The sequence below is a fragment of the Stenotrophomonas maltophilia group sp. Smal17 genome (assembly GCF_030237045.1).
Taxonomy (GTDB): Bacteria; Pseudomonadota; Gammaproteobacteria; order Xanthomonadales; family Xanthomonadaceae; genus Stenotrophomonas; species Stenotrophomonas forensis.
Genome location: NZ_JASJSU010000115.1, coordinates 1 through 13,420 on the forward strand (window position 1 = coordinate 1; position 13,420 = coordinate 13,420).

General features: G+C 66.7%; 15 protein-coding genes. 3 read left to right on the forward strand and 12 right to left on the reverse strand.

The window, feature by feature from the left end; translation table 11 throughout:
- Positions 1-124: 124 nt before the first annotated feature.
- Both QRO93_RS19475 and QRO93_RS19480 read right to left on the reverse strand, forming a co-directional pair.
- Positions 125-475 carry a DUF1304 domain-containing protein gene (locus QRO93_RS19475; protein ID WP_053450535.1) on the reverse strand — a complete coding sequence of 117 codons (351 nt, stop codon included), beginning with the start codon at positions 473-475 and terminating at the stop codon, positions 125-127.
- 30 nt (positions 476-505) lie between these two features.
- On the reverse strand, positions 506-1,834 hold the full coding sequence (locus QRO93_RS19480; protein ID WP_180879303.1) for an NTP/NDP exchange transporter: 1,329 nt from the start codon (positions 1,832-1,834) through the stop codon (positions 506-508).
- Between the two features lie 286 nt (positions 1,835-2,120).
- Here QRO93_RS19480 and QRO93_RS19485 point away from each other — a divergent pair, with 286 nt between their 5' ends.
- On the forward strand, positions 2,121-3,521 hold the full coding sequence (locus QRO93_RS19485) for a serine hydrolase (protein ID WP_053511032.1): 1,401 nt from the start codon (positions 2,121-2,123) through the stop codon (positions 3,519-3,521).
- 244 nt (positions 3,522-3,765) lie between these two features.
- Here the strand turns inward: QRO93_RS19485 and QRO93_RS19490 are convergent, their stop codons facing one another.
- The 10 genes from QRO93_RS19490 to nudE form a co-directional block, all read right to left on the reverse strand.
- Complete coding sequence (locus tag QRO93_RS19490; protein WP_053450536.1) at positions 3,766-4,281, reverse strand: hypothetical protein; 516 nt, start codon at positions 4,279-4,281, stop codon at positions 3,766-3,768.
- Positions 4,282-5,056: 775 nt separating this feature from the next.
- On the reverse strand, positions 5,057-5,452 hold the full coding sequence (gene gcvH / locus QRO93_RS19495) for a glycine cleavage system protein GcvH (RefSeq protein WP_053450537.1): 396 nt from the start codon (positions 5,450-5,452) through the stop codon (positions 5,057-5,059).
- A gap of 93 nt (positions 5,453-5,545) precedes the next feature.
- The gene (gene gcvT, locus QRO93_RS19500) at positions 5,546-6,658 is read right to left on the reverse strand and encodes a glycine cleavage system aminomethyltransferase GcvT (RefSeq protein ID WP_180879305.1); all 1,113 of its coding nucleotides are present in this window, start codon (positions 6,656-6,658) and stop codon (positions 5,546-5,548) included.
- A gap of 81 nt (positions 6,659-6,739) precedes the next feature.
- Positions 6,740-7,183: an NfeD family protein gene (locus QRO93_RS19505; protein ID WP_053450539.1), complete on the reverse strand. Its 444-nt coding sequence runs from the start codon at positions 7,181-7,183 to the stop codon at positions 6,740-6,742.
- Between the two features lies 1 nt (position 7,184).
- On the reverse strand, positions 7,185-8,144 hold the full coding sequence (locus tag QRO93_RS19510) for an SPFH domain-containing protein (protein WP_008268117.1): 960 nt from the start codon (positions 8,142-8,144) through the stop codon (positions 7,185-7,187).
- 67 nt (positions 8,145-8,211) lie between these two features.
- A complete protein-coding gene (locus QRO93_RS19515; RefSeq protein ID WP_180879306.1) occupies positions 8,212-8,514 on the reverse strand; it encodes a DUF962 domain-containing protein in 303 nt (100 codons plus the stop codon).
- Positions 8,515-8,657: 143 nt separating this feature from the next.
- On the reverse strand, positions 8,658-8,987 hold the full coding sequence (locus tag QRO93_RS19520) for a YnfA family protein (RefSeq protein WP_180879307.1): 330 nt from the start codon (positions 8,985-8,987) through the stop codon (positions 8,658-8,660).
- The gene (gene mazG / locus QRO93_RS19525; RefSeq protein WP_180879308.1) at positions 8,984-9,823 is read right to left on the reverse strand and encodes a nucleoside triphosphate pyrophosphohydrolase; all 840 of its coding nucleotides are present in this window, start codon (positions 9,821-9,823) and stop codon (positions 8,984-8,986) included. Before mazG ends, QRO93_RS19520 begins: the two co-directional genes overlap by 4 nt.
- A gap of 13 nt (positions 9,824-9,836) precedes the next feature.
- Positions 9,837-10,640, reverse strand: coding sequence for a 3'(2'),5'-bisphosphate nucleotidase CysQ (gene cysQ, locus QRO93_RS19530; protein ID WP_053450542.1), 804 nt, complete (start codon positions 10,638-10,640; stop codon positions 9,837-9,839).
- A complete protein-coding gene (gene nudE, locus QRO93_RS19535) occupies positions 10,637-11,200 on the reverse strand; it encodes an ADP compounds hydrolase NudE (RefSeq protein ID WP_006464605.1) in 564 nt (187 codons plus the stop codon). Before nudE ends, cysQ begins: the two co-directional genes overlap by 4 nt.
- A gap of 77 nt (positions 11,201-11,277) precedes the next feature.
- On the opposite strand from nudE, the gene bioA reads away from it, so the two are divergent.
- Both bioA and QRO93_RS19545 read left to right on the forward strand, forming a co-directional pair.
- Positions 11,278-12,669: an adenosylmethionine--8-amino-7-oxononanoate transaminase gene (gene bioA / locus QRO93_RS19540; protein ID WP_285304329.1), complete on the forward strand. Its 1,392-nt coding sequence runs from the start codon at positions 11,278-11,280 to the stop codon at positions 12,667-12,669.
- Complete coding sequence (locus tag QRO93_RS19545) at positions 12,660-13,397, forward strand: 16S rRNA (uracil(1498)-N(3))-methyltransferase (protein WP_053450544.1); 738 nt, start codon at positions 12,660-12,662, stop codon at positions 13,395-13,397. Before bioA ends, QRO93_RS19545 begins: the two co-directional genes overlap by 10 nt.
- Positions 13,398-13,420: the final 23 nt, after the last annotated feature.

Sequence of the window (13,420 nt, forward strand, 5' to 3'; positions counted from 1 at the left end):
GGATGGCGCGGCTAAGCCCCCAGGGATGGGTTCACGGCGTCCCCGCCCGGCTTCACCCCTCCGGCCCAACCGATAAACCGCTTTCAGCGTCCAACCACGAGGGGCTGCGCCGTTGGCCGGAAACTCACACCACCGCGCGAACAACCAACGCCAGAATCGCCGGCACCGCCTGGATCATGAAAATGCGACGGCTCACGCTGTACGCGCCATAGCACCCCGCCACCACCACGCAGGCCAGCGAGAACGTCACCAGCACCGGCTGATCGATCACCAGCCCCATCACGATCCCCGCCGCCAGGAAGCCGTTGTAGAGGCCCTGGTTGGCCGCCAGTACCCGCGTGGTCTCGGCCTTCTCCGGCGTATTGCGGAAAGTCTTCAGGCCCAGCGGGCGGGTCCACAGGAACATCTCCAGCACCAGGAAGTACAGGTGCAGCACCGCGACCAGTACGGTCAGCAACAGCGCGATCATCAACATCGTTCCTCTCCTCGAAAAAGCCGGACCGGTTCAGCGGTCGCGCGGCAGCTTCTTTTCTTCGCGCAGCACGCCGAACGCGGCCAGGGTCATGAAGCCGGCAACCAGTACGCCACCGATGAACACCACATGCGATCCAAACAACGACAGCGCCTTGTGCACCCAGGTGAAGCTCAGGTCCGCACCGCGGTAAACCACCGTGTCGATCGCCGCGCCGGCCTTGTAGCGCCACTGGCGGTCCACGCGGGTGTAGATGGTTTCGCGCGCCGGCTTGGCCAGCGCGAATTCGCTGGCGCGCGTCATCACCTGCACCACCGCAACCATCAGTGGCATCGGCGAGGCAGCCAGCACCGAGAAGCCGATCAGGATCGCGAAGCCCGGGATCAGCAGCGCCGGCGCGATGCCATGGCGTGACAGCAGCCAGCGGGTCAGGCCCAGCTGCATCAACAGCGCCAGCGCGTTCACCGCCAGGTCGATGCGTGAGAAGAACGCGGTACTGGCCGCCGGGTCGGTGAAGGCCGCGCGCACGATGCTGGCCTGCTGGTTGTACAGCAGCGTACCCACGCCCACCCCGAACACCACCATGACCGCCAGCCAGCGCAGCAACGGCTCACGCACGATCAGCTTCAGGCCATCGAGCACGCTGCCGCCCATCGGCTGCTCGCCCGACACCAGCTGCTGCTCGCGTTCGCGCAGTACCGCCCAATGCCGCAGCCGCCAGATGCACAGCAGGCACACCAGCAGGAAGCCGGCCGAGACCAGCATGAGGTTGGCGATACCCACGCGCTGCACCAGCGCACTGGTGATGATGGGGCCGAGGAAGGCACCGACGGTGCCGGCGGCGCCGATGTAGCCGTAGTACGCGCGCGCCTGCACGTTGGAGAACACGTCGGCCATGAAGCTCCAGAACACCGCTACCGCGAACAGGTTGAACACCATGACCCAGAGGAAGAAGGCCATGCCCCGGCCAGGTACCCCGCTGTCGAACAGCGCGTAGAACCCCAGCAGGGTGACGATGAAGAAGCCATACACCGCCGGCAGGAACACCCGGCGCGGGAAACGGCTGACCAGCCAGCCGTACACCGGCTGCAACACCAGCATGATCACGAACACGCAGGTGAACAGGAACTGCAGGACGAAGTCCTTCAGCGCGATCCCATGACGGTCGAACCAGCCGATCAGGATCGGCGGGAACACCGTCTCCAGGTCTGCCGAGGCCGCCATCGCCTCGCGCACCGGACGCAGCACGTAGTAACCGCTGAGCAGGCAGAAGAAATACAGGAAGGACCACCACAGCGCCGGCGACTCGCGCAGCGCCGCCACCAGTCCGCGCAGCGGCCCCTTGCCCGATGCCGCGCTCACGCGGCGTCCCTCGCCCACAGACGGCGGTTGGACAGTGGCATCGCAGGCTCCGGGCGCAGTGAAGCGCGTACGTTAGCCAATGCAATGCAACATCGCCAGCAGGCGACCGCCGATGAACGTTGGGGCCAGGTCTACGGAAGGTCCGGATGACACGTTCCGACACACGCATTTGGAGCGTCAAAATTCCAACTTTTTCAACGAGATGCGCATTCATCTTCGCTTTGTTTGTGCACAGGGGAAAAGCGGCGCTAGAATCGCCATCAGCAGTCGCGCACGGGTCCAACCGATGAAAAAGAACAGCCTGCGCCGTCCGATCCGTTCGGCGGCCACCGGTTTGCTGGGCATGTTGATGCCCGTTGCCTTGTCCACCACCGCGCAGACCCCGCCGGCATTGCCACCGATGCCGGCCAACATCGAATCGACCGCCGCCACCGCCGTCGCCCACACCCAGCCGGCGGCCTACCGCACCGGCCTGGTGCCGCAGGTGCAGGCCCCGGCCGCAGGCTTCAACGTCGCCAACATCGAGTCGATGGCACAGCAGCTCACCTATGGCGAGCGCGTGCCGGGCATGGCAGTGGCGATCGTGCAGGGCGGCCGCATCCTCAGCGCGCGCGGCTACGGCGTCACCGACGTCAACAACCCGCTGCCGGTCGATGCGCATACCGTGTTCCGCCTGGCCTCGCTGTCCAAGGCATTCGCCGGCACCATGGCCGGCCTGCTGGTCAACGACGGCACCCTGCGCTGGGACAGCAAGGTCACCGACTATGTTCCGGGCTTCCGCCTGAACTCACCGGAGGCCACCGACCGCCTGACCGTCGCCGACGTGCTCAGCCATCGCGTCGGCCTGCCCTACAACGCCTACGACCGCGACATCGAAGGCAACGCCGAGTACTACGCGCTGACCCAGAAGCTGGCCAACACCAGCCTGAAGTGCCTGCCGGGCGACTGCTACGCGTACCAGAACGTGGCCTTCAGCCTGATCGGCGACGTGGTCTATGCCGCCTCGGGCAGCTTCTACGAACAATCGGTCGAACGCCGCATCTTCAAGCCGCTGGGCATGAACGATGCCAGCCTCGGCCTGGCCGGCATCCAGGCCAGCTCGCGCTGGGCGCGTCCGCACGTGCGCAGCCGCAACGGCTGGGTATCGCTGACGCCGAAGCCGACCTACTACCGCGTCGCCCCGGCCGCTGGCGTCAATGCCAGCGCCAGTGACATGGCGCAGTGGCTGCTGGCCCACACCGGCCATCGCCCGGACGTGCTGCCGGCACCGCTGCTGGCCACGCTGCACTCCAGCCTGATCAACACCCCCGGCGAGATGCGTTCGGGCTGGCGCCGCGAGCGCCTGCATTCGGCCGGCTACGCACTGGGCTGGCGCACCTTCGACTACGCCGGCCACGATGTGGTGTTCCATGCCGGTGCCGTGCAGGGCTATCGCGGCCTGGTCGCGCTGGTACCGGAACGCGATCTCGGCATCGCCATCATGTGGAACGGCGAAAGCGGCCTGCCCAGCGGCCTGCTGCCGACGGTGCTCGATTCCGCGCTCGGCCTGCCAGCGCAGCGCTGGCTGGACGTGGACACCGACTTCGGCAGCGACAACCTGATGGCCGAGGGCGCGAGCCCGGCGCAGCAGGACAAGCGCAAGGGCAAGGGTGCTTCGAGCAACCGTGCGGTGGCGTCGCCGCGCTGATCTGGCGAGCTGTGCCTTAAGTATGAGGGGCGGCCTGCGGGCCGCCCTTTTGGTTCGTCTGCAGCGAGCCGTGCTCGCCTGCCGGTGATCGGTGGAGTCGAGCACGCTCGACCCTACAAGTGCGGTGACGCAGTCGACTGACAGCCGACTCTACCGTTGCCCACGCCGGCGAGCCCCCATAAAAAAACCCCCTCCCTGCTGGGCAACAGGGAAGGGGTTTCAGGATGCGGCTATCGGGAAGTACTTAGATCAGCGGCGCCGGAGTTGCCGGCAGAGCGACCGGAGCGGCCTTCTTCTTGCGGGCGGCCGGCTTGCGCTTGGCAACCTTCTTCGCTGCCTTCTTCGGGGCAGCCTTCTTGGTCGCCTTCTTCGCGGTCTTCTTGACTGCCTTCTTCACCGCCTTCTTTGCAGTCTTCTTTACTGCCTTCTTGGCGACCTTCTTGGCCGGCTTGCGGGCAGTGGCCTTCTTGGCAGTCTTCTTGGTGGCCTTCTTGGCTACCTTCTTGACGGCCTTCTTCGCGGTCTTCTTGACGGCCTTCTTGGCAGTGGACTTCTTGGCTACCTTCTTCGCCGCCTTCTTCACTGCCTTCTTCGCAGTGGTCTTCTTGGCGACCTTCTTCGCAGCCTTCTTCACTGCCTTCTTGGCGGTCGCCTTCTTCGCGACCTTCTTCACTGCCTTCTTGGCAGCGGCCTTCTTCGCGACCTTCTTCACCGCTTTCTTGGCGGCGGGCTTCTTCTTCGCAGCTTTCTTGGTTGCCATGGGATGGCTCCTCGTCAGTGATAGGGAGTTGAAACGCCCAGGTGGATCAAACCCGCAGGTGCTGCGTGCGGGGACCGCCGGCGCGTCAGGCGCGCCGTTACGGATGCGGCAATGCCCGCCTCGATCGGCGGAGCGGGCATCGGAACGGGAGGTGCCTTGCATTTCTCCGGGGGAAGCGGGGCCATGTCCACCGTCATCAGGGTCGCGGTGGTCTTGAAGGGGCTGCTTCGCATCGGACGATTGATTCTGCGCACTCGGTTGGGCAGGCAAGGTCTGCTGAGGCGAAACCTAATCACGGTTTTTTTTACTGTCAACAACCCCCGCGAAAAATTTTCACATCCGCGCCATTCCCGGTGGCGCCTGCACGGCCGTTGCGCTCCGCTCGCAACGACCCTCAAAGCACAACGCACGCACGCTGGCGACAACACCAGCAATGCATGCGTTGAACAAAAAACACTTGAAATAGGCACTCCGCGTAGATGCACGGATGCGATTCGCAGTGACGGACACGCATCGCCAACGGCGGTCGTCGCCAGTGCCAACGCCAGCACAACGGCACCGCAACGGGGGGCGAAAAGTTTTCACATCCGGACGCGCCGACGCAGGGTGGAAACGCGGATTTGCGCAAAACTGCGCACGCCCGTCGGCACCGCCCGCAGGTCGGCTGATGCCGCGTCGAGGGTGTGCAGCGAACCCTGCGTCATGAGTCCGGCGCGTTCGCCAAAACAAAAACGGCCACCCGAAGGTGGCCGTGTCCGAACCCGGGAACGACGACTCAGTGGTCTTCGTTTTCCAGGGCTTCGGCGTATGCGTCCGGGTCCAGCAGCTCGTTGAGCTCTTCGGCGTTGGTCAGTTCGACCACGAACATCCAGCCTTCGCCGTAGGCATCTTCGTTGATGGTTTCCGGCTTGTCGGACAGGTCCGAGTTGACCTCGACGACCTTGCCGCTGATCGGGCTGTAGACGTCCGAAGCGGCCTTGACCGATTCGACGACGGCGATCTGCTCGCCGGCCTTGGCGGTCGCGCCGACTTCCGGCAGCTCGACGTACACCAGGTCACCGAGCAGGCCCTGGGCGTGGTCGGAAATACCGACGGTGACGCGGCCGTTGCCTTCGACACGGGCCCACTCATGGGACTTGAGGAACTTGAGGTCGCCGGGGATCTCGCTCATGGGACTGCTCCAGAGATATGCAGGGGTGGAAAAAACGGGGCTAGTGTAACCAACCGGCCGCCACTGCTGTCAGTGACGGCCGGCACGTTCGGATCAGGCGTCGGCAAGCACGCCGGGCTGGGCCTGGCCTTCGCGCACGAAGGGGAACTTGACCACGCGCACCGGCACCTGCCGGCCACGGATATCGACGGTGACCTCGCCGAGTTCGCCGGCCGGCACGCGGGCAAACGCGATGCCCTTGGCCAGGCTTGGCGAGAAGGTGCCGGACAGGATCTCGCCCTGGCCGCTGGCGGTGGTCACCGCCTGGCCGTGGCGCAGCACGCCCTTCTCGTCCATCACCAGGCCGATCATCTGCCGCGCGGTGCCGGCAGCCTTCTGCGCTTCCAGCACGTCGCGGCCGATGAAGTCGCGGCCTTCGTCCAGCGACACGGTCCAGGCCAGTGCCGCTTCATAAGGGCTGATGTCCTCGTCCATGTCCTGGCCGTACAGGTTCATGCCGGCTTCCAGGCGCAGGGTGTCACGGGCACCGAGGCCCGCCGGCTTCACGCCCGCGGCCAGCAGGCGGTTCCAGAACGCGACCACCGCATCCTGCGGCAGCAGGATCTCGAAGCCGTCTTCGCCGGTGTAACCGGTGCGGGCGACGAACAGCTCGACACCATCGTCGGCCTTGACCTGCAGGGCAGCGAAACGTCCAAGCTTGGCCAGCGCGTCGCGGTCGGCGCCGCCGACCAGGCCGGCCACGATGTCGCGTGCCTGCGGTCCCTGCACGGCGAGGATGGCCAGGTCCGGGCGCTGCTCGACGCTGACGCCGAACGGCGCGGCCTGCTCGCGCAGCCAGGCCAGATCCTTCTCACGGGTGGAGGCGTTGACCACCATGCGGAAGAAATCGTCGCCGAGGTAATAGACGATCAGGTCGTCGATGACGCCGCCGCGCGGATTCAGCATGCACGAGTACAGCGCCTTGCCCGGCACCTTCAGCTTGTCGACCGAGTTGGCCAGCAGGCGGCGCAGGAACGGCTTGACCTGGTCACCGCGCAGGTCGACCACGGTCATGTGGCTGACGTCGAACACACCCGACTCGCGACGCACCAGATGGTGCTCGTCGAGCTGCGAGCCGTAGTGGATGGGCATGTCCCAACCCCCGAAATCGACCATCTTGGCGCCGAGGGCGCGGTGGGTATCGTTGAGCAGCGTCTTCTGGGTCATGACCGGGTCCGGCAGCAGAGGAAACAAGAATCCCCATTATCCCAGATCGGTCGCCCGCAGGCGTGCCGCAGCGCAGCGGCTCTACAGGGGGCGGTCTGCCGGCTCGACCTGCAGCGTGCTGCCCTGCACCGCCACCACCCGCACCAGGCTGCCGGCCTGCAGTTCCGGGCCGCTGACCTGCCAGTACGCGTCGTCGATGCTGACCCGGCCCTGCCCGCCGACGATGCCCTGCTGCAACGGCACCACCCGTCCGACCAGCTGCTCGGCGCGGCGGTTGAGCAAGGGCGCATCGCTGGGCCGCGCCCTTGCCCTGCCCCAGCGCCGGTAGCACTGGATCGAAACAATGCTCAGCAGCACGAACGCCACCACCTGCCACAACAGGGGAATGCCACTGAACACGGCAACCAGTACGAACACGGCCGCCGCACCGATGCCGATCCACAACATGAACGCGCCTGGCGCCAGTGCCTCGGCGGCAAACAGCAGCAATGCCAGTGCGCCCCAGCCTACGACTTCCCAACGCATGTCAGCCCCCGATCGGCGGGGGCCGCTTGCCCGCCGGTGCATTGCCCTGGGACGCCAGCGCCTGCTTGGCCAGCTCGGCCACGCCGGCGATGGAACCGATCACGCCACTGGCTTCCATCGGCATCAGCACCAGCTTCTGGTTCGGCGAACTCGCCAGTTCCTTGAACGCCTCCACGTACTTCTGCGCAACGAAGTAGTTGATCGCCTGCACGTCGCCTTCAGCGATCGCTGCCGACACCACCTTGGTGGCCATGGCCTCGGCCTCGGCCAGGCGTTCGCGCGCCTCGGCATCGCGGAACGCGGCCTCGCGGCGACCTTCGGCTTCCAGCACGGTAGCCTGCTTCTCGCCATCGGCGCGCAGGATCTCCGACTGCCGCGAACCTTCTGCCTCGAGGATCTGCGCGCGCTTCTCGCGCTCGGCCTTCATCTGCCGGGCCATCGCATCCAGCAGGTCGCGCGGTGGCTGGATGTCGCGGATCTCGATGCGGTTGACCTTCACGCCCCAGGGGTTGGTGGCATGGTCAACCACGCTCAACAGCTGCGCATTGATCACCTCGCGCTGGCTCAGCGATTCGTCCAGGTCCATCGAACCGATCACGGTACGGATGTTGGTCTGTACCAGGGCGATCATCGCCACTTCCAGGTTGGCCACCTCATAGGCGGCCTTGGCCGCATCCAGTACCTGGAAGAACACCACGCCATCCACGCGAACGGCCGCGTTGTCCTTGGTGATCACTTCCTGGCTGGGTACGTCCAGCACCTGCTCCATCATGTTCACCTTGCGCCCCACCCCGTAGACGATCGGGATCAGGAAGTGCAGGCCAGGGGTCATGGTGTGGGTGTAGCGCCCGAAGCGCTCGACGGTCCATTCGTATCCCTGCGGCACCATCCGTACTGCCTTGAACAGAATGACCACGGCCACGAAGGCCAGTACCACGGTAAAGAACATGGTGGGGAACATCGCGCTTTCCTTATCTATGACGTCCAGGCCCCAGCATAGCGCGTGAAGGCGGCATGCACAGCCTGGGCTACCAGGGAACCCGTCGGCGGAGGATGTCCACGAACATCACCCAGTCACCCACGAACGAATACAGGGGATGCCGGAAGGTGGCCGGGCGGTTCTTCTCGAAGAAGAAATGGCCGATCCAGGCGAAGGCGTAGCCGCACAGCAGCGCGGCCAGCAGCAGCATCGGCTGCCCGCGCAGGAGGGCTGCCACAATCAGCAGCAGCACCCCACAGCTGCCGATGAAGTGCAGCCGGCGGGACACCGGATGGCGGTGCTCGCTGAGGTAGAACGGATAGAACTCGCGGAAGCTGGCGAATCGGGACATGCACGTGCTCCGGGGGCCGTGGTCAGCCCCATCATGCGCCTTCCCGGGAGGGAAAGCGGCAGTGCATGATCCGGTGGCGCTGCCCTTGTAGAGTCAAGCCATGCTCGACTGGCCCTCGCAGATGCAGTCGAGCACGCTCGACGCTACACAGAGGGGGTGCGCGGCCCGAACATGATCACCGCCATGCCGGCCAGGCACAGTGCTGCGCCGATCAGATCCCAGCGGCTGGGGCGGATGCCGTCGACCAGCCACAGCCAGAACAGCGCGGTGCCGATGTAGACGCCACCGTAAGCGGCATAGACGCGGCCGCTGGCGATCGGATGCAGGGTCAGCAGCCACGCGAACAGGGCCAGGCTGGCCGCCGCCGGCAACAGCAACCAGATGCTCCCGCCCTTACGCAGCCACAACCAGGGCAGGTAACAGCCCACGATCTCGGCCAGCGCGGTCAGCAGGAACAGGGCGAGGGTCTTCACGCCTTTTCCGCCGTCTTGGCGCGCTGCCACAAGGCTTCCTGCGCATCCAGGTCCATCGCCGCCAACGTGCTGCCCTGCGCTTCGGCCTGCGCTTCCATCGAACGGAAGCGACGCTCGAACTTGTGATTGGCCCCGCGCAGCGCGGCGCCCAGGTCGATCTCGGCGTGGCGGGCCAGGTTGGCGCAGACGAACAGCAGGTCGCCCAGTTCTTCCTGCAGCCGCACCTTGTTGCCGGTAAGGTCACCGCGCTCGAACTCCTCGCGCAGTTCCTTCAGCTCCTCGGCCGCCTTGTCCAGCACCGGCAGCGGGCCCGGCCAGTCGAAACCGACCTTGGCCGCACGCGACTGCAGCTTCACCGCCCGCTGCCATTCCGGCAGGCCGCGCGAGATGCCGGCCAGCGCGGAGGTATCCTGCTCGCCCTTGGCGGCGCGCTCGGCGCGCTTGATCGCCTCCCAGTTGCGCATCACCCCGTCGGCATCATCGACGCTGACGTCGGCGAACACATGCGGATGGCGGCGCTGCATCTTGTCGCTGATCGCGCGGGCGACATCGGCAAAGGCGAAAGCGCCCTGCTCCTCGGCCATGCGCGCATGGAATACCACCTGCAGCAGCAGGTCGCCCAGCTCGTCACAGAGATCGTCGAGGTCGCCACGGTCGATCGCATCGGCGACCTCGTAGGCTTCCTCGATGGTGTACGGCGCGATGGTCGCGAAGTTCTGCTCCAGATCCCACGGGCAGCCGCCCTGCGGATCGCGCAGGCGCGCCATGATCGACAGCAGGCGCTCCAGCTCGGTGCTGGCTGCGCTGCGCGGGGTGGGGGTGTCATGCGCGCTCATGCGGCCTCCAGGGTCAATCGGACAACCAGTCGCGCCACGGCAGGCTGGTGTCGCCAAGGGCAATGAAATCGCCGTTCAACAGGGTTTCGCGGCGGTTGTAGCGGAAGGGCTTGCCGGTCGCTGCCGACAGTACCGCACCGCCTGCGGCGTGCAGCACGCACTGGCCGGCGGCGGTATCCCATTCGGAGGTCGGGCCGAGCCGCGGGTAGACGTCCAGGCCGCCTTCGGCGATCCGGCAGAACTTCAGCGACGAGCCCTGGGCAATGGTCTCGATGCGGCCCATGCGGGCCAGCAGCGCCTCGGTCTGCGGTGAGCGGTGCGAGCGGCTGGCGGCGACCCGCAGCGGCGCGGTGGCCGGCGTACGCGTGCGCAGCACGGTGTCATGCAGGCCCTGGCGCCGGTAGGCCAGCTCGCCACGCATGGCATGCCAGACGATGCCGGTGACCGGGGCCAGTACCACGCCGAAGGCGGGCGCGCCCTGGTAGATCAAGGCGATGTTGACGCTGAACTCGCCGTTGCGCTTGACGAACTCGCGGGTGCCGTCCAGCGGGTCGACCAGCCAGTACGCGCCCCAGTGGCGACGCTGCTCCCATGGCACCTGCGCCGATTCCTCGGACAGGACCGGAAGCTCCGGGGTCAGCTGCTGCAGGCCTTGTTCGATCACCTGGTTGGCGGCCAGGTCGGCCGCGGTGACCGGGCTGTTGTCATCCTTGATCCGCACGTCGAAGCCACCGGCATACACCTGCATGATGGCCTGTCCGGCTTCCTGGGCGATGGCGATGGCCGTCTCGCGCAGGTCCGTGGTCAGCTTGATCATCGCGCTCCCTGCAGCCACTGGCGGGCGATGAACAGCGCTGCCAGCGAGCGACCCTCGGAGAAGTCCTCGCGCAGCATCAGCTGGTCCAGCTCGGCCAGCTTCCACGGCACGACCTCCAGCTCTTCCGGCTCATCGCCGGGGAGCTTCTCCGGGTAAAGATCGCGTGCCACCACCAGCCACGACTGATGGCTCATGTAGGTCGGGGCCAGGGTCATCGCGCGCAGCACGTCGACCCGGCGCGCACCGTAGCCAGCCTCTTCCTTCAGCTCACGGTCGGCCGCCTGCTCGGGCGTCTCGCCGGCGTCGATCCGGCCCTTGACCAGGCCCAGCTCATAGCGATGCATGCCGGCCGCGTATTCACGTACCAGCAGCACGGTCTCCTCGTCGAGCATCGGCACCACCACCACCGCGCCATGGCCACGGCTGACCAGGCGCTCGAAGCGGCGGTGCTCGCCGTTGGAGAATTCCAGGTCCAGATGCTGGCGCTGGAAGGGACCGTTCTCTTCATCGGTGATCCGATGGATGATCGGCAAGCGACGGCCGGCACGGTCATCGTTCATGCGGAGTCTCCGCGGCGGCCGGCGCCTGCGCCGGGGCCGATAGAATGTGCAGGCAGCAACATGTTCATGAGCCCGAAATGCTAGCAGACCCAACCCCCTCCCCGCTGGCCCGCCAATGGCGGCAGCGCGACCTGCAGGTGCTGTGGCACCCGTGCACGCAGATGCGCGAGCATCCGCACGCCCTGCCGCTGGTGCCGATCGCCCGCGGCGAAGGTGCCTGGCTGATCGACCACGACGGCAATCGCTACCTGGACGCGGTCAGCAGCTGGTGGACCAACCTGTTCGGCCACGCCGAGCCGCGCATCGGCGGCGCCATCGCTGCCCAGGCCGGGCAACTGGAACAGGTGATGCTGGCCGGATTCGGCCACGAGCCGGCCATCATCCTGGCCGAGCGCCTGCTGGCACTGGCGCCGCGCCAACCCGGCCGCGAGCCGCTGGCCAAGGTGTTCTACGCCGACAACGGTTCAGCCGGCGTGGAAGTGGCGCTGAAAATGGCCTTCCAGTACTTCCAGAACCGCGGTGAGTCCCGCCGCACGCGCTTCATCTCGCTGGAGAACGGCTACCACGGCGAGACCCTGGGCGCCCTGGCGCTGGGTGACATCCCGCTGTACCGCCGTGTCTATGCGCCGCTGCTGGCCGAAGGCCTGTTCGCGCCCTCGCCCGATGCCTATCTGGCCGAGCCGGGACAGAACCCCGCCGACCGTGCGCGCCAGGCCGCCGACGGGCTGGCCACGCTGTTCGACCAGCACCCGGGCGAGATCTGCGCGGTGATCCTGGAGCCACGCCTGCAGTGCGCGGGCGGCATGCGCATGTACGACCCGGTCTACCTGCAGCGCGTGCGCGAACTGTGCGATGCACACGGTGCGTTCATGATCGCTGACGAGATCGCCACCGGCTTCGGCCGCACCGGCACGCTGTTCGCCTGCGAACAGGCCGGAGTGATGCCGGACCTGATGTGCCTGTCCAAGGGCCTGACCGGCGGCTTCCTGCCACTGGCCGCGGTGCTGGCGACACAGGCGCTGTACGACGCCTTCCTTGATGACTCGCGCGAGCGTGCGTTCCTGCATTCGCACAGCTACACCGGCAATCCGCTGGCCTGCGCGGCCGCCCTGGCAACGCTGGACATCTTCCGCGACGACGATGTGATCGCCCGCAATCGCGGGATTGCTTCGGTGATGGGCACGCTGGCGGCACCGTTTGCCGATCACCCGCATGTGGCCGATGTGCGCCAGGCCGGCATGGTGGTGGCGTTCGAGCTGTCGCGTGGCGGCAACAGGCAGACGCCGTTCGACCCGGGCCTGCGGCTGGGGCTGCACGCCTACAAGGCCGCGCTGAAGCGTGGCGTGGTGCTGCGCCCGCTGGGCGACGTGCTGTACTGGATGCCACCCTATTGCGTGGACGACGAACAACTGGAGCTGCTGGCACATACCACGCTGGCAGCGATTGACGAGGCGATTGCATGCGCGTGACCCGCTGCCCCATCGACCTGGCGCTGCACAGCGGCCAGACCCTGGCCCTGCCGGAAGAGACCGCCAACCATCTGGTGCGGGTGATGCGCCTGCGCGAAGGCGATACCTGCGTGCTGTTCAACGGCGACGGCCATGACTACAGCGCCACCCTCACCGTGGCCGGCAAGCGCGAGGTTCAGGTCCGCATCGACGCAGTGGACAGGGTGGACAACGAATCACCGTTGGCGATCACCCTGCTGCAGGGCATCGCCCGTGGCGAGAAGATGGACCTGATCCTGCAGAAGGCCACCGAACTGGGCGTCGCAGCGATCATTCCGGTCAACGCCGAACGCACCGAGGTGAAGCTCGACGCCGCACGCGCCGAGAAGCGCGTAGCGCACTGGAACAACGTGGTGACCTCGGCGTGCGGCCAGTCGGGGCGTGCGCGTATTCCACCGGTGGGTCCGCCCCTGTCACTGGCGCAGGCTGCGGCGGCACTGCCTGCCGATACGTTGCGGCTGACACTGGACCCGCAGGGCGCGCATCGGCTGTCGACGCTGGACGCCGCACCCGCCGGCGGCATCGTGATTGCCATCGGCCCGGAAGGCGGTTGGTCGCCGCGCGACCGCGACCAGTTGGCGGCGGCCGGGTTCCAGGGATTGCAGCTGGGCCCGCGCATCCTGCGCACGGAAACCGCCGGCCTGGCCGCGATCGCGGCGCTGCAGGCACGGCTGGGAGACCTGGGGTAAGGCTCGTTTGCTGGTAGTGGCGG

Coding starts and splice junctions, on each gene's coding strand:
- QRO93_RS19475 (WP_053450535.1), bottom strand. CDS start 475: ATGTTGATGATCGCGCTGTTGCTGACCGTACTGGTCGCGGTGCTGCAC.
- cysQ (WP_053450542.1), bottom strand. CDS start 10,640: ATGATCAAGCTGACCACGGACCTGCGCGAGACGGCCATCGCCATCGCC.
- gcvT (WP_180879305.1), bottom strand. CDS start 6,658: ATGACCCAGAAGACGCTGCTCAACGATACCCACCGCGCCCTCGGCGCC.
- QRO93_RS19545 (WP_053450544.1), top strand. CDS start 12,660: ATGCGCGTGACCCGCTGCCCCATCGACCTGGCGCTGCACAGCGGCCAG.
- gcvH (WP_053450537.1), bottom strand. CDS start 5,452: ATGAGCGAGATCCCCGGCGACCTCAAGTTCCTCAAGTCCCATGAGTGG.
- QRO93_RS19510 (WP_008268117.1), bottom strand. CDS start 8,144: ATGTTCCCCACCATGTTCTTTACCGTGGTACTGGCCTTCGTGGCCGTG.
- mazG (WP_180879308.1), bottom strand. CDS start 9,823: ATGAGCGCGCATGACACCCCCACCCCGCGCAGCGCAGCCAGCACCGAG.
- QRO93_RS19505 (WP_053450539.1), bottom strand. CDS start 7,183: ATGCGTTGGGAAGTCGTAGGCTGGGGCGCACTGGCATTGCTGCTGTTT.
- bioA (WP_285304329.1), top strand. CDS start 11,278: ATGCTAGCAGACCCAACCCCCTCCCCGCTGGCCCGCCAATGGCGGCAG.
- QRO93_RS19490 (WP_053450536.1), bottom strand. CDS start 4,281: ATGGCAACCAAGAAAGCTGCGAAGAAGAAGCCCGCCGCCAAGAAAGCG.
- QRO93_RS19485 (WP_053511032.1), top strand. CDS start 2,121: ATGAAAAAGAACAGCCTGCGCCGTCCGATCCGTTCGGCGGCCACCGGT.
- nudE (WP_006464605.1), bottom strand. CDS start 11,200: ATGAACGATGACCGTGCCGGCCGTCGCTTGCCGATCATCCATCGGATC.
- QRO93_RS19515 (WP_180879306.1), bottom strand. CDS start 8,514: ATGTCCCGATTCGCCAGCTTCCGCGAGTTCTATCCGTTCTACCTCAGC.